This window comes from Crossiella sp. CA-258035 (assembly GCF_030064675.1).
GTDB lineage: Bacteria > Actinomycetota > Actinomycetes > Mycobacteriales > Pseudonocardiaceae > Crossiella.
On sequence record NZ_CP116413.1, the window covers coordinates 8,834,895 to 8,853,585 of the forward strand.

General features: G+C 72.6%; 19 protein-coding genes. 8 read left to right on the top strand and 11 right to left on the bottom strand.

The window, feature by feature from the left end:
- Positions 1–23: 23 nt before the first annotated feature.
- Genes N8J89_RS40175 through N8J89_RS40185 form a run of 3 tightly spaced genes read right to left on the bottom strand, consistent with a single transcriptional unit; the run spans position 24 to position 3,029 of the window.
- Positions 24–1,523 carry a tripartite tricarboxylate transporter permease gene (locus N8J89_RS40175; RefSeq protein WP_283662081.1) on the bottom strand — a complete coding sequence of 500 codons (1,500 nt, stop codon included), beginning with the start codon at positions 1,521–1,523 and terminating at the stop codon, positions 24–26.
- Position 1,524: 1 nt separating this feature from the next.
- Positions 1,525–2,046: a tripartite tricarboxylate transporter TctB family protein gene (locus tag N8J89_RS40180; RefSeq protein ID WP_283662082.1), complete on the bottom strand. Its 522-nt coding sequence runs from the start codon at positions 2,044–2,046 to the stop codon at positions 1,525–1,527.
- Positions 2,043–3,029 carry a Bug family tripartite tricarboxylate transporter substrate binding protein gene (locus N8J89_RS40185; protein ID WP_283662083.1) on the bottom strand — a complete coding sequence of 329 codons (987 nt, stop codon included), beginning with the start codon at positions 3,027–3,029 and terminating at the stop codon, positions 2,043–2,045. The genes N8J89_RS40180 and N8J89_RS40185 overlap by 4 nt, the downstream gene beginning before the upstream one ends.
- 132 nt (positions 3,030–3,161) lie before the next feature.
- On the opposite strand from N8J89_RS40185, the gene N8J89_RS40190 reads away from it, so the two are divergent.
- On the top strand, positions 3,162–4,769 hold the full coding sequence (locus tag N8J89_RS40190; RefSeq protein ID WP_283666368.1) for a sensor histidine kinase: 1,608 nt from the start codon (positions 3,162–3,164) through the stop codon (positions 4,767–4,769).
- Entirely contained in the window at positions 4,766–5,443 is a 678-nt protein-coding gene (locus N8J89_RS40195; RefSeq protein WP_283662084.1) for a response regulator, read from the top strand. The genes N8J89_RS40190 and N8J89_RS40195 overlap by 4 nt, the downstream gene beginning before the upstream one ends.
- Here the strand turns inward: N8J89_RS40195 and N8J89_RS40200 are convergent.
- The 3 genes from N8J89_RS40200 to purF form a co-directional block, all read right to left on the bottom strand.
- Positions 5,425–6,153, bottom strand: a complete 729-nt coding sequence (locus tag N8J89_RS40200) for a hypothetical protein (protein ID WP_283662085.1) — start codon at positions 6,151–6,153, stop codon at positions 5,425–5,427. The two genes, N8J89_RS40195 and N8J89_RS40200, sit on opposite strands and share 19 nt — an antisense overlap.
- A 97-nt stretch (positions 6,154–6,250) precedes the next feature.
- Positions 6,251–7,339, bottom strand: a complete 1,089-nt coding sequence (gene purM / locus N8J89_RS40205) for a phosphoribosylformylglycinamidine cyclo-ligase (RefSeq protein ID WP_283662086.1) — start codon at positions 7,337–7,339, stop codon at positions 6,251–6,253.
- Positions 7,340–7,379: 40 nt separating this feature from the next.
- Positions 7,380–8,897, bottom strand: a complete 1,518-nt coding sequence (gene purF, locus N8J89_RS40210) for an amidophosphoribosyltransferase (protein ID WP_283662087.1) — start codon at positions 8,895–8,897, stop codon at positions 7,380–7,382.
- A 158-nt stretch (positions 8,898–9,055) separates the two neighbouring features.
- On the opposite strand from purF, the gene N8J89_RS40215 reads away from it, so the two are divergent.
- Positions 9,056–9,664 (top strand): VanZ family protein, encoded by a 609-nt coding sequence (locus N8J89_RS40215; RefSeq protein WP_283662088.1) that lies wholly within the window; start codon positions 9,056–9,058, stop codon positions 9,662–9,664.
- Here N8J89_RS40215 and N8J89_RS40220 read toward each other — a convergent pair.
- From N8J89_RS40220 to N8J89_RS40230, 3 genes are all read right to left on the bottom strand, one after another.
- On the bottom strand, positions 9,631–10,122 hold the full coding sequence (locus tag N8J89_RS40220) for a hypothetical protein (RefSeq protein WP_283662089.1): 492 nt from the start codon (positions 10,120–10,122) through the stop codon (positions 9,631–9,633). The genes N8J89_RS40215 and N8J89_RS40220 overlap by 34 nt on opposite strands.
- Before the next feature lie 71 nt (positions 10,123–10,193).
- Complete coding sequence (locus tag N8J89_RS40225; protein WP_283662090.1) at positions 10,194–11,474, bottom strand: MFS transporter; 1,281 nt, start codon at positions 11,472–11,474, stop codon at positions 10,194–10,196.
- 44 nt (positions 11,475–11,518) lie between these two features.
- Positions 11,519–12,259: a maleylpyruvate isomerase N-terminal domain-containing protein gene (locus N8J89_RS40230; protein WP_283662091.1), complete on the bottom strand. Its 741-nt coding sequence runs from the start codon at positions 12,257–12,259 to the stop codon at positions 11,519–11,521.
- 68 nt (positions 12,260–12,327) lie between these two features.
- Here N8J89_RS40230 and N8J89_RS40235 point away from each other — a divergent pair, with 68 nt between their 5' ends.
- Together N8J89_RS40235 and N8J89_RS40240 are read left to right on the top strand one after the other, a co-directional pair.
- Positions 12,328–12,639 carry a hypothetical protein gene (locus tag N8J89_RS40235; RefSeq protein ID WP_283662092.1) on the top strand — a complete coding sequence of 104 codons (312 nt, stop codon included), beginning with the start codon at positions 12,328–12,330 and terminating at the stop codon, positions 12,637–12,639.
- Positions 12,636–14,492: an alpha/beta hydrolase gene (locus N8J89_RS40240; RefSeq protein ID WP_283662093.1), complete on the top strand. Its 1,857-nt coding sequence runs from the start codon at positions 12,636–12,638 to the stop codon at positions 14,490–14,492. Before N8J89_RS40235 ends, N8J89_RS40240 begins: the two co-directional genes overlap by 4 nt.
- A 7-nt stretch (positions 14,493–14,499) precedes the next feature.
- Here N8J89_RS40240 and N8J89_RS40245 read toward each other — a convergent pair whose 3' ends face one another.
- Positions 14,500–14,880 carry a sterol carrier family protein gene (locus tag N8J89_RS40245; RefSeq protein ID WP_252483817.1) on the bottom strand — a complete coding sequence of 127 codons (381 nt, stop codon included), beginning with the start codon at positions 14,878–14,880 and terminating at the stop codon, positions 14,500–14,502.
- A gap of 110 nt (positions 14,881–14,990) precedes the next feature.
- On the opposite strand from N8J89_RS40245, the gene N8J89_RS40250 reads away from it, so the two are divergent.
- The 3 genes from N8J89_RS40250 to N8J89_RS40260 are packed head-to-tail and all read left to right on the top strand — an operon-like array spanning position 14,991 to position 18,020.
- Positions 14,991–16,703, top strand: coding sequence for an IlvD/Edd family dehydratase (locus N8J89_RS40250; RefSeq protein ID WP_283662094.1), 1,713 nt, complete (start codon positions 14,991–14,993; stop codon positions 16,701–16,703).
- 13 nt (positions 16,704–16,716) lie between these two features.
- Positions 16,717–17,322, top strand: coding sequence for a bifunctional 4-hydroxy-2-oxoglutarate aldolase/2-dehydro-3-deoxy-phosphogluconate aldolase (locus tag N8J89_RS40255; protein ID WP_283662095.1), 606 nt, complete (start codon positions 16,717–16,719; stop codon positions 17,320–17,322).
- Entirely contained in the window at positions 17,319–18,020 is a 702-nt protein-coding gene (locus tag N8J89_RS40260; protein WP_283662096.1) for a FadR/GntR family transcriptional regulator, read from the top strand. Before N8J89_RS40255 ends, N8J89_RS40260 begins: the two co-directional genes overlap by 4 nt.
- 235 nt (positions 18,021–18,255) lie before the next feature.
- Here the strand turns inward: N8J89_RS40260 and N8J89_RS40265 are convergent, their stop codons facing one another.
- Positions 18,256–18,633 (bottom strand): hypothetical protein, encoded by a 378-nt coding sequence (locus N8J89_RS40265; protein ID WP_283662097.1) that lies wholly within the window; start codon positions 18,631–18,633, stop codon positions 18,256–18,258.
- Between the last annotated feature and the right edge of the window lie 58 nt (positions 18,634–18,691).

Consider the following 18,691-nt stretch of genomic DNA (forward strand, 5'->3'; position numbering starts at 1 on the left):
CCCAGCCGGAGAACTGCTGGGGGTCAGTTCCCGGCGCGGGCCGAACGCCTGCGCAGCAGCGCGCCCACCAGCGGAGCGAACAGGATCGCGGCCACCACCAGGTAGACGGTGATGGAGAAGGGGGTGTTGACCAGTCCGGTGACGTCGCCGTCGCTGAGCTGGAGGGCCCGGCGCATCTGCAGCTCGGCGGCCGGGCCGAGGATGACGCCGAGCACCGCGGGCAGCACCGGCAGGCCGTAGCGGCGCATGGCGAAGCCGAGCAGGCCGATGATGAACAGCACCACCAGGTCCAGCACGTCACCGCTGACCGCGTACGCGCCGACGCTGGCGAAGAACAGGATGCCCGCGTACAGGTACGGCCGCGGGATCCGGAGCAGCTTGGTCCAGACCGGGGCCAGCGGCAGGTTCAGGATCAGCAGCAGCACGCTGCCCACGAACAGGCTCGCGATCAGGGCCCAGACCAGCGTGGACTCCCGCTGGAACAGCAGCGGACCGGGCTGGATGCCGTACTGCTGGAAGGCGGCCAGCATCACCGCCGCGGTGGCCGTGGTGGGCAGGCCGAGGGTGAGCATCGAGGTCAGCGTGCCCGCGGCGGAGGCACTCGCGGTGGACTCCGGACCGGCCACGCCCTCGATCGCGCCCTTGCCCCACTCCGACTTGTGCTTGGACAGCCGCTTCTCCGCCGCGTAGGACAGGAAGGTGGGGATCTCCGCGCCACCGGCCGGGATCGCGCCGAACGGGAAGCCGATCAGCGGCCCGCGCAGCCACGGCTTCCAGGACCGGCGCAGGTCCGCCTTGCCCAGCCAGGGCCGCCCGACCGGGATCGGCTGGGCCGGCTTGCTGCGCAGGTGCGCGGCCACCCACAGCGACTCGCCGATGGCGAACAGGCCGACCGCGACCACCACCACCTCGATGCCGTCGTTGAGGTGCAGCAGCCCGAAGGTGAGCCGCTGCTGGCCGGTCATCTGGTCCAGCCCGACCAGGCCGATGGACAGCCCGATCAGCAGCGAGGCGAAGCCGCGGATGCGGGACTTGCCCAGGATGGAGGTGACCGCGATGAAGGCCAGCACCATCACCGCGAAGTAGTCCGGCGCGCCGATGTCCACCGCGAGGCTGGCCACGATCGGCGCGAGCAGCACCAGCAGCACGGTGCCCGCGATGCCGCCGACGAAGTGGCCGATCGCCGCGGCGGCCAGCGCCTGGGAGCCCCGACCGTTGCGCGCCATGGGGTTTCCCTCGATCGCGGTCACCACGGCCGCGGTCTCCCCCGGCGTGTTGAGCAGGATCGAGGTGGTGGAGCCGCCGTACATGCCGCCGTAGTAGATGCCGGCGAACATGATGAACGCGCCGATCGGGTCCAGGCCGTAGGTGATCGGCAGCAGCAGCGCCACCGCCATCGCCGGGCCGATGCCGGGCAGCACGCCGATGGCGGTGCCCAGCAGCACGCCGATCACCGCGTACAGCAGGTTCATCGGGGTCAGCGCGGTGCCGAAGCCCTCGATCAGATGTGCCAGCGTGTCCATGTCAGAGCACCCCAGTCAGCGGTCCGCCCGGCAGCGAGACGCCGAGCAGGGTGTTGAACACCAGGTAGGTCAGGATGGACAGCCCGGCCGCGACCAGCGGGTCGCGCACGAAGTTCCGGCTGCCGAGCGCGTAGGCCGCGCCCCAGAACAGCACCATCCCGGACAGCGGGAAGCCGACCAGGTTGATCAGCACCACGTTGGCCAGGAAGGCCGCCGCCAGCTGCGCCACCACCCGCCAGTCCGCGGGCGCGTCCAGGTCGACGTCCTCACCGGCCTCGGCCTCACCGCGCCCGCCCCGCAGCACGTCCCTGGCCAGCAGCGCGGCCACCAGGATCAGGCCGCCGCCGACCAGGTAGGGCACCAGCTCGGGGCCGACCGGGCCGCGCTGGGTGAAGTTGGCCGGGATGCGGATCGCGTCGGCCACCACCAGCACGCCGAGGGCGAGCAGCAGCAGGCAGATGCCGAGCTCGGAGCGCTCCTTCAGCCAGACCAGCGCCGGGCGGGCCTTCGTCTGCTCACTCATGCCAGTCCCAGCTCCTTCAGCACGTCGGCCACCCGCTTGCTCTCCGCGGCCAGGAACTCGCCGAACTTCTCACCGGGGGAGAAGGCGTCGGTCCAGCCGTTGCGCCGGACCGCCTCCTGCCACTGGGGCGAGTCGTGCAGCTTCTGGAACAGCTCCACCAGCCGCTGACGCTCCACATCGGACAGTCCGGGCGGGGCCACGATGCCGCGCCAGTTGGTGAAGTTCACCGGCACCCCGGCCTCGGTCAGCGTCGGCGCGTCGATGTCCTTGACCCGGTTCGCGCTGGTCACCGCGAGCACCCGCAGCTCACCGGCCTTGATCTGGTCCACGTACTCGCTGATGCCGGACACGCCGAAGTGGATCTTGCCGCCGAGCACCGAGGCGAGCAGCTCGCCGCCGCCGTCGTAGGGGATGTAGCTGACCCGCTTGGGTTCCAGGCCGATCGCCTTGGCCATCAGCATCGGGGCCAGGTGGTCGGGGCCGCCGGGGTTGGAACCGCCGCCGACGGTGACCGCGCCGGGGTTGGCCTTCCAGGCGGTGACCAGGTCGGCCAGGGTGCGGTACGGCGAGTCCTTGCCGACCACCACGATGTCCGGTTCCTCGGTGAGCTTGGCGATCGGCGTGGTCTCGGCCAGCGAACTGGGCGCCTTGTTGGTGAACACGCTGCCCACCACGCCCAGGCCCATGGACATCACCAGCCGCTGGTTGCCCGCCTCGGCCACGGTCCGGCCGAGGCCCACCGTGCCACCGGCGCCGGGCAGGTTGAACACCTCGACGTTGCGGGTCAGCTCGACCTCGTCCATCGCCTTGGCCGCGGTGCGCGCGGTCACGTCGTAGCCGCCGCCCGGCGCGTTCGGCACCAGGATGCGCAGCCCGCGCATCGGGCCGGTGGTCTCGGCACCGGCGCCGGAGGTGAGCAGGGGTGGCACGACCAGCGTCGCGGCCACCGCGGCCAGCACCGCCAGCCAGTTCCGGATCCGCATCGATCCTCGCCTCCTCGTCTCGCCGTGAGCTAAGCCATAGTGACCACTTACGCTGAAAACCGTGTTCTTGCGTCCGCAGCGTTCGTTGTGGTCGTTGTGTTCACGCGATGGAGGCACGAGGAGGTGCTGGGCGTGGGTGTGCGCGGGTCGCTGGCGCGGCAGCTGTTCGTGCTGCAGTTCCTCATCGTGCTGGCGCTGCTGGGCGCGGTGACCACGCTCTCGCTGGGCCAGACCACCGCGAACTTCCGGGAGGACCAGGGCCGCCGGATGCTGATGCTGGCCGAGCAGGTGGCCGCCACCGACTCGGTGCAGGACGCGCTGGGCGACCCCCGGCGCTACTACCGGCTGGCCACCCTGGCCGAGACCGCGCGCAGCCTGAACGGGAACAGCTCGATCGCCATCGCCACCCCTGACCTGCGGATTCGCACCGCCACCGATCCGAGGCTGGTGGGCACGGCGCTGACCGTCGGCCAGCCGGAGGTGGTCAGGGGCCGCAGCTGGGAGGGCGTGCTGGGCGAGGAGGTGGTGGCCCAGGTGCCGGTGCTCTCCAGCGCCGAGGGCATGGAGGGCCGGGTGATCGGCCTGGTCAGCGCGGGACAGCGGGAGCCGGGGCTGTGGGCCTCGCTGGTCAGCTCGCCCCGCGACCTGCTGATCCACCTGGGGCTGGGCACCGGGATCGGGGTGCTCGGCTCGCTGCTGGCCGCCTGGTGGGTGAAGCGGCAGACGCTGGGGCTGGAGCCGAGGGAGATCACCGGGCTGGTGGAGCACCGGGAGGCGATGCTGCACGGCATCCGGGAGGGTGTGGTCGGCCTGGACCAGCAGCACCGGATCACCCTGATGAACACCTCGGCCCGCGAACTGCTCGCGCTGGCGGACCCGGTGGGCGCGCAGGTGGACGAGCTGGCGGTGAACGAGCGGCTGCGCGATGTGCTGACCGGGCGGGCCAGCGGGGAGAACCAGGTGGTGCTGCGCAGCGGGCGGGTGCTGGTGATGAACCGGATGCCGATCGTCATGCGCGGCCAGCCGATCGGCGCGGTGGTGACCCTGCGGGACCGGACCGAACTCGTCGCACTGCAACAGGAGCTGGACGTCAACCGGCACACCACGGACACCCTGCGGGCGCAGGCGCACGAGTTCCGCAACGAGCTGCACACCATCGCCGGGCTGATCGAGCTGGGCGAGTACGACGAGGTGGTCCGCTACGTCACGCGGGCGAACCGGGCGCACGAGGAGTGGAGCTCGGCGGTGACCGCGCGGATCGCCGACCCGGCGCTGGCCGCGCTGCTGATCGCCAAGGCCAGCCTGGCCGCGGAGCGCGCGGTGGGCATCCGGCTCTCCGAAGAGTCCACTGTGGTCAGAGTGGATGACGCGCTGTCCCAGGACCTGGTGACGGTGGTGGGCAACCTGGTGGACAACGCGCTGGACGCGCTGCCCGCCGGAGCGGGGCAGTGGATCGAGGTGCACATCGTCGGTTCGACGGAAGAGGTGCTGGTGCGGGTGCGGGACTCCGGACCGGGCATCGCGCCCGAGCTGGCCGAGGAGGTCTTCGAGCACGGGTTCACCACCAAGGTGGCCACCCAGGGCGGGCAGCGCGGCATCGGGCTGGCGCTGACCAGGCAGGTGTGCGTGCGCCGGGGCGGTTCGGTCTCGGTGCGCAACGAGGGCGGCGCGGTGTTCACCGCCCGGCTGGGCCGGGTGCCCGCCGCAGTCGGCGCCCGCCCGCCGGAGGTGGCCGAATGATCAGGGTGCTGGTGGTCGACGACGACTTCATGGTGGCCAAGGTGCACAGCGGCTACGTGGCGCGCACCCCCGGCTTCGAGGTGGTCGGGGTGGCGCACACCGCGGCCGAGGCCATCCGCTCGGTGCGCGAGCTGCGGCCGGACCTGGTGCTGCTGGACATCTACCTGCCCGACGCCGACGGCGTGCACGTGCTGCGCGAGCTGCGCGCGGGGGCCGCGGGCGAGGCGGCCGGGGACACCGACGTGATCGTGGTGACCGCGGCCAGGGATGTGGAGACGGTGCGCGCGGCGGTGCGCGGCGGGGTGCTGCACTACCTGATCAAGCCGTTCGAGTACGCGGCCCTGCGCGACCAGCTGGCGCACTTCGCCGAGGTCCGGCAGCGGCTGACCGGCTCGGTGGACCAGGCCGTGGTGGACCAGGTCTTCGGCGCGAGGCCGACCGCGGCCCCGACCATGCCCAAGGGCCTGACCCCGCAGACCGCGAAGCTGGTGGAGGAGGTGCTGCGGGCGGCCGACGGCGACGTCTCGGCCACCGAGTGCGCGACCGGGACCAACCTGTCCAGGGTCAGCGCCCGGCGCTACCTGGAGCACTTCGTCAGCGCGGGCCGGGCCGAGGTGCGGCTGCGCTACGGCAGCACCGGCCGTCCGGAACGGCGCTACCGCTGGGTCAACTGACCGAGCAAGGCCAGGTTCGTGGTCAGCTCGGCGATCTCCGCGCCGGAGAGGATCGGCCAGGCCGGGCTGTCCGTGACCACCGCGCTGACCTGCCCGCCGGTCTTGTCGATCACCAGCACCTCGCGTTCGGCCACCGCCGCGTCGGCCTTCCTCGGCCAGGAGAACCTGGTGAACTCCGGCGGCCGCAGCGTCTCCGACCGGCAGCCGTCGGCGGTGTCACAGCTGATCGGATGCCCGGTCGGCGGCCGCACCACGATCACCAGCGAGCCACTGCGGCCCTGCGTGTCGGTGATCCTGGCCCCCATCCGGATGATGTCGCCGACCACCTGGAACGTGCCGGGCTTGCCCTGGCTGTCGGAGATCGCGGTGTAGCCCTTGGGCAGCCAGCGCTGCTTGGCCAGCAGGCCGGTGTAGAACTCGGCGTCGCGCACGGTCATCGGCGGGAACAACGGGGCCGGGCTGGTGGTCACCGAGGACGGCGGCGGCGTGGTCATCGCGGCGGGTTCGGCCTCCGGCACCGGCAACAGCGCGACCGTCCCCGTGCCGAGCAGCGCGAGCACCGCGGTCAGCACCAGCGCGACACCGAACCGTCGCCTGCGCACCACCCTGCGCCCATCCCGGACGACATCCGCGCAGCTCACGGTAGGCGGCGGCGCCTCGGCGGCCAGCACCGACCGCAACTCACTCGCGCGTAGCTCACCGCTGGGCAAACCCGACCTCCTTCCGCACTCACCGCTACTACGGCACAGCGGTGCGGAAGGTTGTCAGGGTTACCTGGTCGAGTGACGAAGGCTGCTGCGAACTCCCCTAAAAACGGGGGTGGTCGCCGCGCAGGACCGCGCGGTCCTCGGGCTTCTCGCCGGGTTCGGTGCTCTTGCGGACCTCGCCGAGCACCCAGGCCGGCACGTGCCGGGCGGTGAGCACGGCCAGGGCGCGGTCGACCTCCTCGGGCGCGACCACGGCGACCATGCCGACGCCCATGTTGAAGGTCTTCTCCATCTCCGGCTTCTCCACCCGGCCGCGCTGGGCGATCAGCGCGAACACCGGCGCCGGGGTCCAGGTGCCGCGGTCCAGCTCGGCGATCAGGCCCTTGGGGATGACCCGGCCCAGGTTGCCGGCCAGGCCGCCGCCGGTGACGTGCGCGAAGGTGCGCACATCGGCCTCGGCGGCCAGCGCCAGGCAGTCCTTGGCGTAGATCCGGGTGGGCTCCAGCATCTCCTCGCCGAGGGTGCGGCCGAACTCCTCGACGTGGCCCTCCAGCGGCATCCGGCCGATCTCCAGCAGCACGTGCCTGGCCAGCGAGTAGCCGTTGGAGTGCAGGCCGGAGGAGCCCATGCCGATCAGCACGTCGCCCGGCCGGACCCGGTCTGGGCCGAGCAGCTTGTCCGCCTCGACCACGCCGACGCCGGTGGCGGACATGTCGTAGTGGCCGGGGTCCATCAGGCCGGGGTGCTCGGCGGTCTCCCCGCCCAGCAGCGCGCAGCCGGCCTGCGCGCAGCCCTCGGCGATGCCCTTGACCAGCGCGGCGATCCGCTCCGGCACCACCTTGCCGACCGCGATGTAGTCCTGCAGGAACAGCGGCTCGGCGCCGCAGACCACCAGGTCGTCCACCACCATGGCGACCAGGTCGATGCCCACGGTGTCGTGCTTGTCCAGGGCCTGGGCCACCGCGAGCTTGGTGCCGACGCCGTCGGTGGAGGAGGCCAGCACCGGCTCCTGCCAGCGGTCCAGCTTGAGCTTGAACAGCCCGGCGAACCCGCCGATGCCGCCGAGCACCTCGGGCCGGGTGGCCTTCGCCGCCCACGGCTTGAGCTGCTCAACAGCTTCGTCACCTGCGGCGATGTCCACTCCAGCGGCCGCGTAAGTGGCCTTCCCGCTTTCGGCGTGCGCGGTCACGGTCTGTCCAGCTCCATCCGATGAAATGTCTCTAGCGAGGTCAGGGACGACGCAAGGCGTCTTCGGCACCGTACCCGCTGGGCAGCACCGGCTCCGCCGGGCCGGCCACACCCTTCTCGATGTTCTCCAGCAGGTGCTTGCCGATCATGAGGTCGTCCGGCAGCGCGATCGGGTACTCGCCGTCGAAGCAGGCCGAGCAGAGCCGGGTCTTGGGCTGCTCGGTGGCCGCGACCAGCGACTCCAGCGAGACGTAGCCCAGGGAGTCGGCGCCGATGGAGCGGCGCACGCCGTCCAGGTCCAGGCCGTTGGCGATCAGCTCGGCGCGGGAGGCGAAGTCGATGCCGTAGAAGCAGGGCCAGCGCACCGGCGGCGAGGCGATCCGCACGTGCACCTCGACCGCGCCTGCCTCGCGCAGCATCCGGACCAGCGCGCGCTGGGTGTTGCCGCGCACGATCGAGTCGTCCACCACGACCAGCCGCTTGCCGCGGATGACATCGCGCAGCGGGTTCAGCTTGAGCCGGATGCCCAGCTGGCGGATGGTCTGCGAGGGCTGGATGAAGGTGCGGCCGACGTAGGCGTTCTTGACCAGGCCGGAGCCGTAGGGGATGCCGCTGGCCTGCGCGTAGCCGATGGCGGCCGGGGTGCCGGACTCCGGCACCGGGATGACCAGGTCGGCCTCCACCGGGTGCTCGGCGGCCAGCTTGCGGCCGATCTCCACCCGGGCCGCGTGCACGCCGCGGCCGGCGATGGAGGTGTCCGGGCGGGCCAGGTAGACGTACTCGAACACGCAGCCCTTGGGCTCGGGGTTGGCGAAGCGGGAGGACCGCAGGCCGTTCTCGTCGATGGCGATCAGCTCGCCGGGCTCGACCTCGCGCACGAAGGAGGCGCCGGTGATGTCCAGCGCGGAGGTCTCGCTGGCGACCACCCAGCCGCGCTCCAGCCTGCCGAGCACCAGCGGGTGCACGCCCTGCGGGTCACGGGCCGCGTAGAGGGTGGACTCGTCCGAGAAGACCAGGCAGAACGCGCCGCGCAGGGTGGGCAGCAGCTCCAACGCGGCCTGCTCGAAGCCGGTGTCCGCGGCGGCCGCGGCGAGCAGCCCGCAGACCAGGTCGGAGTCGGTGGTGGCGCCGGCGGTGGCCACCCCGGCCTCCTTGGCCCGGCTCAGCAGCTCGGCGGTGTTGACCAGGTTGCCGTTGTGGCCGAGTGCCAGCGGGCTGCCGGCAGCCGTGTTGCGGAAGGTCGGCTGGGCGTTCTCCCAGGTGGTGGAGCCGGTGGTGGAGTAACGGCAGTGCCCGACCGCGACGTGGCCGCGCAGCGAGGACAGCACCTGCTCGTCGAAGACCTGGCTGACCAGCCCGAGGTCCTTGAACACCACCACTTGGTGGCCGTCACCGACGGAGATGCCCGCCGCTTCCTGGCCCCGGTGCTGGAGGGCGTACAAGCCGTAGAAGGTGAGCTTGGCCACCTCCTCGCCGGGGGCCCAGACACCGAAGACACCGCACTCTTCACGAGGGGTGTCGTCGTGGCCGCGATCGGTCTGGCTGGGGTCGATGACCACCGAGAACTCCCTCGGGACGGGATCAGACTCGTCCTAGTGTAAGTGCCTCGGAGTAGTGCTCCTGACCCTTCTGGCCGGTGACGCGGCTCTCGTTCGGGCCAACTCCGGCCCCCCTCCGCGCGTCTGCTGAACGAAAGCAGAACGCGAACGAGACGGAGGTGGCGCCCGTGCTGGCGGCGCTCAGCGGCAGGCTGGACCGGGATCTGAACCTGGCCGAGCGGTTGTTCTCCCGGCCGGAGGTGCTCGCCTACGCGGTCGGCGCGGGGCTGGTGCTCGGCCTGATCGGGCTGGTGCTGGGCCGGTTGTTCGGCTGGCGGGCGCTGTTCACCGGGCTGTCGTTCGGCTCGCTCGGCGGGGTGCTCGCGGTGACCCTGGTGCGCCTCGGCAGGCAGGGCAGCACCGCGGACTCGCTGGGCCAGGCCTGGGCGCAGTGCATCCAGAACGAGTTCTCGCTGGCCGGGTCCTGGCAGCGGCTGAACTTCGTGCTGCTGATGCCGTTCGCCTTCTTCGGCGCGCTCGCGGTGCGCCGGTTCCTGCCGGTGGCGCTGCTCGGTGTGGCGCTGGCGGTGGGCATCGAGCTGTACCAGGGGATGACCGGGCTGGGCGCCTGCGAGACCCAGGACATGATCAACAACGGCCTGGGCGGCGTGCTGGCCGCGGCGCTGGGCTGGGTGCTGTCGGGTCGGCGGGGTGGCGGCAGGCTCCGGAACGCCACCCCGCCGGGCTCAGCGGGTCAGCAGGCGACCTTGATGTCCACCGTGCGCTGATGGTCGATCTGCCGGGACCACTTCCCGGCCAGACCCATCATCTCGACCTTGTAGTAAAGCTCGACTTTGTAGGCGCCCGCGGCGCACTTGAGTGGTTTTCCGGTGGCCTCCACCTGACCGTTGACCGACTCCATGGTGGACATGTCGGCATTCGACTTGGCGGCATCCGGTGCGGTCAGGCTGTAACGGGCCTCGGCGGTGCGGCATTTCGACGGCGGTTTGCCCCAGAACCACACGTAGCTCCACTCGCAGCTGCCCTTGACCACCACCTTGATCTCACCCTGGGCGGCCGGGGCCAGACAGATCTTGTACTTGTACCCGGCGGCCTCGTTGCGGTCGGAGAACTCCTCGCTACAGGACTCCTCGGCGACCGGGGCCGCGTGCGAAACGCTGCCGAAAAGCAGCAGGGCGAGCGCGGAAACGAGGACAAGGAGAACCGGGCGGCGATAACCGATCATGCTCTTAATACTCGCCTATTCTGCCCTGAACAGGCGATAACCGAAACGGGGGTGCCGAATCGGGTGAATGGTTACCGTCTGACGGTTTCCGGCAGTCCGAGCAGGCAGAGCAGGCTGATCAGCCCGGCCACCGACATGTAGGTGGCGACCAGCCAGGAGCCGCCGCCGGCCGCGGTGACCAGGGTGTTGGCGATCAGCGGGGACAGGCCGCCGCCGAGCACCGCGCCGATCTGGTAGCCGAAACCGACGCCGGTGTAGCGCAGCTCCGGGCCGAACAGCTCGGCGAAGTAGGCCAGCATCGGCCCGAAGATGGCCGCGGAGCCGCCGAAGGCGAGCATGATGCCCAGCACCGCGAGCGCCGGACTGGCCGAGTCGACCAGCGCGAACAGCGGGAAGCCCCACAGCGTGCAGAAGACCGCGCCCGCGATCAGCACCGGCTTGCGGCCGATCCGGTCGGTGAGGTGGCAGAAGTAGATGATGCCGGCCGCCTGCACCACGCTGCCCGCCATCGTGCCGTAGAGCAGCGTGGACCGGTCCAGGCCGACCACCTGGCTGCCGTAGGAGAGCAGGAAGGCCACCACGATGAAGATGAACGCGTTGAAGCCCAGGTTGACGCCCGCGGTGAGCAGCACCAGCCGTTTGTGCTCGCGCAGCACGGTGACCAGCGGCGCGCGCTCGGTGCGCTTGGCCTTGGCGAGGCGCTCGAACTCCGGCGTCTCGGCGATGTTGCGCCGGGCGTACAGGCCGACCAGCACCACCGCGATCCCGGCCAGGAACGGGATCCGCCAGCCCCAGTCGTAGAGCTCGGCGTCGGGCAGCAGCAGGACCAGCGCGAACGCGCCGTTGGCCAGGAAGGAGCCCAGCGGCGAGCCGATGGTGACCAGGCTGCCGTACAGGCCGCGCCTGCCCTCCGGCGCGTGCTCGACCGCGAGCAGGGTGGCGCCCGCGGCCTCGCCGCCGACGGAGAGCCCGTGCACCATCCGCAGCGCCAGCAACAGCAGCGGCGCGGCCAGCCCGACCGCGGCGTAGGTGGGCAGCAGGCCCATCAGCGCGGTGGACACGCCCATCAGGGACAGGCTGATCACCAGCATCCGGCGGCGGCCGATCCGGTCGCCGAAGTGGCCGAAGATGATCGAGCCGATCGGCCGCAGCAGGAAGCCGACCGCGAAGGTGGAGAAGGCCAGCAGGGTGCCCGTCCACGGCTCGCTCTGCGGGAAGAACAACCGGCCGAAGACCAGCGCGGAGGCGGTGCCGTAGATCAGGAAGTCGTAGAGCTCCAGCGAGCTGCCCACCCCGGAAGCGACGGCCAGCCTGCCGAAGGAAGGCCGTTCCCGCTGCGCTGTGTCCGCCATGCCGAGCACTCTGCCGGAGCGTTCGGGTCGCGAACAAGACGGAATCAGCGCGGCTGCACGCCGGTGAGCAAGATCGGGTCTCCTTCGGCTCCCGGCAGTTCGGTGCGGCCCCACAGGCCGAGGTGGAGCGCGGTGGCCCGGCCGGTGGTGCTGGCCCTGGCGGCAGGCAGGTCGGCGGGGTCGCGGACGACTTCGGGAGCCTCGCCCGGTTGCAGCCAGACCAGCCAGCGCTCCGGGCCGTCGGCGCAGGTGACCAGCACCGCGCCGGTGGCGGCCGGGCTGGCCGCGGCGGTGTAGCGGCTGGCCAGCAGGGTGCCCAGCACCTCGTCGATGCCGTCCACGGCCAGCGCGCGGTCGGTCGGGACCAGGGTGCGCAGCGCGGCCTGGGCGTCCCAGCGGCGCAGGTTCAGCTCGTGCGCGACCCTGCGGTGCCAGAACCAGGCCAGGCTGGGCGCCGCCGGACTGAATGTCCACAGTGGACGGTTGGCCGGGCAGGCGGCGAGCAGCCGCAGGCAGTCGGCCAGCTCCCGGTCGAACCAGGCCAGCGGATCGCCGACCGGGTCCGGTTCGGGCACCGGGCGGGCCCGTTCGGTGCCGCCGGTGCGCAGCTGGCCGCCGACCACCTGGAGGAAGCGGGCGGTGTGCAGCACCAGCTCGCGGAACCGCCAGCCGGGGCAGGAGGGCACCGGCAGCTCGGGGTCGGCGGCCGCGGCGGCCAGCCGGAACGCGGCCGCCTGCTCGCTCGCGACGGCCAGCCACCAGGGGGTGTCCTGCGGTCCTGCCATCTCGTCTCCAGGGGAACCGGGGTCGGGTGTCTGCCGTCACAGACGTGCCGAGGAGTGCTGGAGGTTCCATGACCGAGGACATCCGGGTCGAACCGGACCTGCTGCGCGGGGCCGCGCGCGAGTTCTACGCCGGCGCCGACGCCGCCGCCGACGGCGCGGTCCTGCTGGACTGCCTGCGGCTGGACCCCGCCCTGCTCGGCGAGGTGGACGGCGCGGGCGAGTTCGCCGCCGCGCTGGCCCGCTTCGGCGCGGCGCACGGCGAGGACCTGCGCCAGGGCTCGGCCTGGTTCGCCGACGCGGCCCAGGCGTTGAACAGCAACGCCGACGGCTACGCCGAGGGTGAGACCGAGGCGAGGCGACTGCTCGGCGGTTCCCGGTGACCGATCCGGAGGCGCTCTACCAGCGGATGACCAGCGGCGGGCCTGCTCGTCTCACCGAGGCGGCGGACCCGCTGACCGGCGCGGTCAGCGCGGTGGACCGGGCAGGCGAGTCGGTGCGGCACAGCCGCCGGGCAGCGGGATCCTGGTCGGGGGACGCGGGCGCGGCCTTCACCGAACGGGCTGACCTGAGCGGCACGGCCGCGGCGGTCGCGGCGGGCCGGATGCGCTCGGCGGTGGCCATCGTGCACGCGGCCGCGCGGGCCCAGCGGACCATGCGCGCCGGGGCGGAGCGGGCGATCGGCGTGTGGCGCGGGCGACCGGCCGGGGCTTCGCCGGAGGTGGAGCGGGAGCTGGCCGCGACCGTGGTGCGGGCGCTGGAGACGGTGCGCGCGCCCTACACCGAGGTGCTGCGCTCGCTGGCGGGCGCGCTGGACCGGCTGGCGCCGGGTTTCCGCACGGTGGCCGGGCACACCAAGGAGTGGCAGGCGCTGCCCGCGCACGGCCTCGCGGTGCCGCCGGTGGGCTCGGACCCCCGGCGGGTGGCCGCCTGGTGGGCCGGATTGTCCACTGTGGAGCGAGAACGGCTGCTGCTCACCCACTACGACCAGCTCGGCCGGTTGCAGGGGCTGCCCGCGCCGGTGCTGGACGCGGCGAACCGGCGGCGGATCACCGAGGACGGCGTGCGATTCCGGGGCGCGCTGACCGAGGCCGACCGCCGGCTCGCCGCACGTGCCCGGGAACTCGGCCTGGACCCCGCCGACACGGAGAACCTGCGCAACGCCAACGATCCCGCGCTGTCCCGGCTGCTGGACGAACGGGCCGAGGCCCAGCGCCAGGTGCGCAACGCCGAGCTGGCCGCGGCCCGGCTCACCGAGGCCGAACGGCTGGCCGCCGAACGCGGCCTCCGGCTCGACGAGGTGCTGGTCATGGCCTGGGAACCGGATGGCCCGCGCGGCCAGGGCGGACTCGCGGTCGCCTTCGGAAACCCCGACCGGGCAACGGATGTGGCCGTCTGCGTGCCCGGCACCGGCTCCGGGCTCGGCGGGTTCAGCCTCGGTCAGGCGGCGAACCTGCGGGTGCAGATGGACGCGGCCAGCCCCGGCGGCAACGCGACCATCCAGTGGCTGGGTTACGACGCGCCGGACGCGATCACCAACGCCCAGGTGAGCAGGCCGGACCAGGCGATCGAGGGCGGCGCCCGGCTGGTCGCGGACGTGGACGGCTACCGCGCGGCGGCTGAGCAGCGGCAGCACCTCACCGTGGTCGGGCACAGCTACGGCAGCACGGTGGCCGGGTACGCCGGCATGCGGGGACTGGCCGCGGACGAGCTGGCCTTCGTCGGCTCACCCGGCGTCGGCGCGGGCAGCGCGGCGGAGCTGCCCGGCCGGGTGTGGGCCGGGATGACCGAGCACGACCCGGTGGTGCGGGCCACCGAGGGCAGCTGGTTCACCGCCGACGGCGGCAACCACGGGCCCTACGACGACCGGTTCGGCGCCCGCGGCTTCGGCGCGGCCGAGGACGCCGGGATGCGGGACGCGCACTCGGCCTACTTCGACCAGGGCTCGGAGTCGCTGCGCAACCTGGGCCACATCGCCACCGGCCAGCCGCAGCTGGTGACCGGGGCGGGCGAGCGGCTCGGCGGTGAGCTGGGCGAGGCGACCGGGGACCTGTGGGACGGCGGCGGGCGGGCCATCGGCAGCGCGCTGGCCGGGGGCTGGGACGGGGCGCGGGACGCGGCGGCGGACACCGGGCGGGAGCTGCTCAACGACCTGGGCGACGCGGCGGTGACCGGGGCCGGGCGGTTGGTGGAGTCGGGCCGGGACCTGTTCGCGGGGCTGGGGCGGCTGTTCTGAGGCGGGGCTAGACGCGCAGCAGCGGCAGCCAGTCCGCGATCTCCTCCGCGCGGTTGCCGGAGGCGGTCAGGCTGCCCGCGTCCAGCGCCGCGGCCCAGTCCCGCCGGCCCAGCGCGAGCTCCAGCCAGGTCCGGGGGTCGGTCTCCACCACGTTCGGCGGGGTGCCCCTGGTGTGCCTCGGCCCGGCCACGCACTGCACCGCGGCGAACGGCGGCACCCGCAGCTCCACGCTGCGGCCCGGCGCCAGCCCTTCCAGGGTGCGCAAACTCAGCCGGACCGCGGCCGCCAGGGCGGCGCGATCGGGCTGGTCACCGCCGTCCAGCCAGGGCAGGACCTCGGTCACCGCGGCGCGCAGTTCATGCGGGTCAACGGCTCTGCGTAGAGGCACGCCGAAGGCTAACCCGAACCTCCGACGATCGGATTGTTCTCCTGGACACGCGCCCGCCGACTGCCGCAGAGTGAACACGCATTAGTAATACTTTTGCCGATGGGAGGGTCATGGCGCTCCGCAGTCACGCCTGGTTCGGCGGCACCGGCAAGAACGGCTTCATCGCGCGGCACAGCCTGCGCGGGCTCGGCTACGGCGGGCAGCACTTCGACGGCCGCCCGGTGGTCGGCATCTGCAACACCTTCTCCGAGCTGACCCCGTGCAACGCGCACCTGCGGCTGCTCGCCGAGGCGGTCAAGCGCGGCGTGCACCAGGCCGGTGGCTTCCCGCTGGAGTTCCCGGCGATGAGCCTCGGCGAACCGCTGATGCGGCCCAGCACCATGCTCTACCGCAACCTGGCCGCGATGGAGATCGAGGAGCTGATCAGGGCCAACCCGGTGGACGCGGTGGTGCTGCTGACCGGCTGCGACAAGACCACCCCCGCCGCGCTGATGGGCGCGGCCAGCGCCGGGGTGCCCGCGATCGTGCTCACCGGCGGCCCGATGCTCAACGGCAACTACCGGGGGCGCGAGGTCGGCTCCGGCACCGACATCTGGCGGATGACCGAGGAGCTGCGCGCCGGGACGATCACCGAGGCCGAGTTCACCGAGTTCGAGACCTGCCTGAACCGCTCGGCCGGGCACTGCATGACCATGGGCACCGCCTCCACCATGGCCTGTGTCACCGAAGCACTCGGCATGCAGCTGCCCGGGGCCTCCGGACTGCCCGCGGTGGACGCGCGGCGGGGCACGCTGGCCGAGCAGACCGGGATCAGGGCGGTCGCGCTGGCCACCGACGGGCCGACGCCCGCGGCGATCATGACCAGGAAGGCGTTCGAGAACGCGATCCTGGTCAACGCGGCCATCGGCGGGTCCACCAACGCGGTGCTGCACCTGCTGGCCATCGCCGGCCGCCTCGGCGTGCCGCTGGACCTGGAGGACTTCGACCGGATCGGGGCCCGGCTGCCGCTGCTGGTGGACCTGATGCCCTCTGGCCGGTTCCTGATGGAGCAGTTCGCCTACGCGGGCGGGCTGCCCGCGCTGATCGAGCGGATCCGCGCGCACCTGCACGCCGACGTGGTCACGGTGACCGGCCAGGGCCTGGTGGCCAACTGCGCGGGCGCGGTGGTGCACGACGAGGAGGTGATCCGGCCGCTGGACAACCCGGTGCAGCCCGCGGACAGCGGGACCGCGGTGCTGCGCGGGAACCTGGCGCCCGGCGGGGCGGTGGTGAAGCAGTCCGCGGCCGAGCCGAGGTTGTTGTCGCACACCGGTCCCGCGCTGGTCTTCGACTCGGTGGCGGACTACCACGCGGTGATCGCGGACCCCGAGCTGCCGGTCACCGCGGACACCGTGCTGGTGGTGCGCAACACCGGCCCAGTCGGCTATCCGGGCATGCCGGAGGTGGGCAACCTGGCGCTGCCGCAGAAGCTGCTGGACGCCGGAATCCGTGACCTGGTGCGGATTTCCGACGCCAGGATGAGCGGCACCGCCTTCGGCGCCTGCGTGCTGCACGTGGCCCCGGAGGCCGCGGTCGGCGGGCCGCTGGCGCTGGTCCGCGACGGTGACCTGATCACCGTGGACACCCCTGGCCGTCGCCTGCACCTGCACGTCTCCGACGAGGAGCTGGCCCAGCGCAGGGCCCAGTGGCGGCCACCGGCGAACGGGCCGGACCGGGGCTGGGTGCGGCTGTACCGCGAGCACGTGCAGCAGGCCGACCGAGGGGTGGACCTGGACTTCCTGGTCGGCGCGACGGACTCGAGCCCGCCGCGCGCGGCCTTCTGAGAGGAGATTCTTGTTGTACCGATGGGAAACCATGGCCGCGCTGGCCGGGCAGCGGGTGTTCGGCATCGTGCGCGCCGGAGACGCGGCGGCCGCGCTGGCCACCGCCGAGGCGATGATCGACGCCGGGCTGCGCACCCTGGAGATCGCGCTCACCACCCCCGGCGGACTGCGCGTGATCGAGCAGCTGGCGGGCAGGCCGGGCATCACCCTGGGCGCGGGCACCGTGCTGGACGAGGCGAGCGCCCGGCTGGCGGTCCTGGCCGGGGCCAGCTTCCTGGTCTCGCCCAGCCTGCACCCCGAGGTGATCCGCACCGCGCACCGCTACGGCGCGGCCGCGCTGCCCGGGGTGGCCAGCCCGACCGAGATCGTCACCGCCCTGGAGCACGGGGCTGACGCGGTGAAGTTGTTCCCCGCCAGGGGTTTTGGCCCGCGCTGGCTGGCCGATGTGCGCGCCGCGCTGCCGCAGGCGCCGGTGATGCCGACCGGTGGCGTGGCGCTGGACGAGGTGCCGGACTGGGTGGCCGCGGGCGCGGTGGCCTGCGGCGTCGGCTCGGCGCTGACCGAGGGCGGCCCGGAGCAGGCGGCGGCGCGGGTGCGGAACCTGGTGGCCAGGCTGTGACCCAGCGCGGGCTGCACGGTCAGCTGCTGGAGACGCTCGGCCAGGCCATCACCTCCGGCGCCATCCCCGGCGGGCACGTGCTGCGGATCGAGGAGCTGGCCGCGCGGCACGGGGTGTCCAGGACGGTGGCGCGGGAGGCGGTGCGGGTGCTGGAGTCGATGCGGCTGGTGCACAGCAGGCCCAAGGTCGGCACCACGGTGCGGCCGGGCACCGAGTGGAACCTGTTCGACCCGCAGGTGGTGCGCTGGCGGCTGGCCGGCACCCGGCGCGGGGCGCAGCTGCGGGAGCTCAGCGAGGTGCGCGCGGCGGTGGAACCCGCGGCGGGCGCGCTGGCCGCCCGGACCGCCACCGAGGAGCAGCGCGCGGAGCTGCTGGAGCTGGCCGCCGAGCTGTCCCGGCTGGCCGGTCTGGGTGAGGTGGACCGGTTCGTGGAGGTGGACGTGGCCTTCCACCGGCTGGTGCTGACCGCCTCCGGGAACGAGATGTTCGCCCACCTCGGTGACTTCACCGCCGAGGCGCTGCGCGGGCGCAACCGGCTGCACCTGATGCCGGCGGTGCCGGACGCGGTGGCCACCAGGCGGCACCTGGAGGTGGCGCGGGCGATCGCGGAGGCCGAGCCGGCACGGGCGGAGGAGTTGTTGCGCCAGATCGTGGCGAGCGCGGCGGCAGAGGTCGAGTCGCTGCTGGCGCGGAAGTAGCTTCGTGACCTTGCGATCTTCCCCGTACCCCAAGGCCACGAAGCCATCTGTGTTCCACAAACACCGCCGGTGGTGGAGTGGAAGGAGATCCGAAAACCACCCACCGACGAGTCAAACCTAGCGCGCACGCACACTCCGTGCACGGATGGCACGCCGAGTGCACTCCATTGGGGAAGATGATCACCCAGTAGCGATCCGGGCGCTCACAAATTTGCAGGGTTGTTCTCTAGAGCAATCAGCGGTCAAACCGATCGGGGACCTCAAAACGGGAGCCAGGGCCGCGCTCGAAGCGACCCTCCGGGCGGTCACCGCCGCCGTACTTGGCGAACTCGTGCCCGTGCCGGTGACCGCCGCCCGCGCCGGCGATGCCGACCACGCCGCCGACGACCGCGCCGAGCAGGGCGACCGCGACGAGCTGGACGGACTTGCGCTTGGCGAAGCCGCGCAGGCGCTTGGGGCGGGGAGTGGGTGGCTGGGCCGCGGGCTGCGGCGCTTCGCCTGCCGGGGCTGGCTGGGCCGCGGCGCTGGGCTGGGCTACCGGTTGGGTGGGGGCTTCCGGGGTGGCCGGTTCCTCGGGAGAACCGGCCGCCCTCTTCTCGTTCTCCTCGGACATGTGCGCTCCTCGGTCGGTGTCAGCCACCCGGCTCTGGGCGGCTGACACCGAGGATGCG

What these genes read in the sequence shown, in the direction of transcription:
- N8J89_RS40175 (WP_283662081.1), bottom strand. Translation starts at nt 1,523, where the DNA reads ATGGACACGCTGGCACATCTGATCGAGGGCTTCGGCACCGCGCTGACC.
- N8J89_RS40180 (WP_283662082.1), bottom strand. Translation starts at nt 2,046, where the DNA reads ATGAGTGAGCAGACGAAGGCCCGCCCGGCGCTGGTCTGGCTGAAGGAG.
- N8J89_RS40185 (WP_283662083.1), bottom strand. Translation starts at nt 3,029, where the DNA reads ATGCGGATCCGGAACTGGCTGGCGGTGCTGGCCGCGGTGGCCGCGACG.
- N8J89_RS40195 (WP_283662084.1), top strand. Translation starts at nt 4,766, where the DNA reads ATGATCAGGGTGCTGGTGGTCGACGACGACTTCATGGTGGCCAAGGTG.
- N8J89_RS40220 (WP_283662089.1), bottom strand. Translation starts at nt 10,122, where the DNA reads ATGATCGGTTATCGCCGCCCGGTTCTCCTTGTCCTCGTTTCCGCGCTC.
- N8J89_RS40225 (WP_283662090.1), bottom strand. Translation starts at nt 11,474, where the DNA reads ATGGCGGACACAGCGCAGCGGGAACGGCCTTCCTTCGGCAGGCTGGCC.
- N8J89_RS40230 (WP_283662091.1), bottom strand. Translation starts at nt 12,259, where the DNA reads ATGGCAGGACCGCAGGACACCCCCTGGTGGCTGGCCGTCGCGAGCGAG.
- N8J89_RS40235 (WP_283662092.1), top strand. Translation starts at nt 12,328, where the DNA reads ATGACCGAGGACATCCGGGTCGAACCGGACCTGCTGCGCGGGGCCGCG.
- N8J89_RS40250 (WP_283662094.1), top strand. Translation starts at nt 14,991, where the DNA reads ATGGCGCTCCGCAGTCACGCCTGGTTCGGCGGCACCGGCAAGAACGGC.
- N8J89_RS40265 (WP_283662097.1), bottom strand. Translation starts at nt 18,633, where the DNA reads ATGTCCGAGGAGAACGAGAAGAGGGCGGCCGGTTCTCCCGAGGAACCG.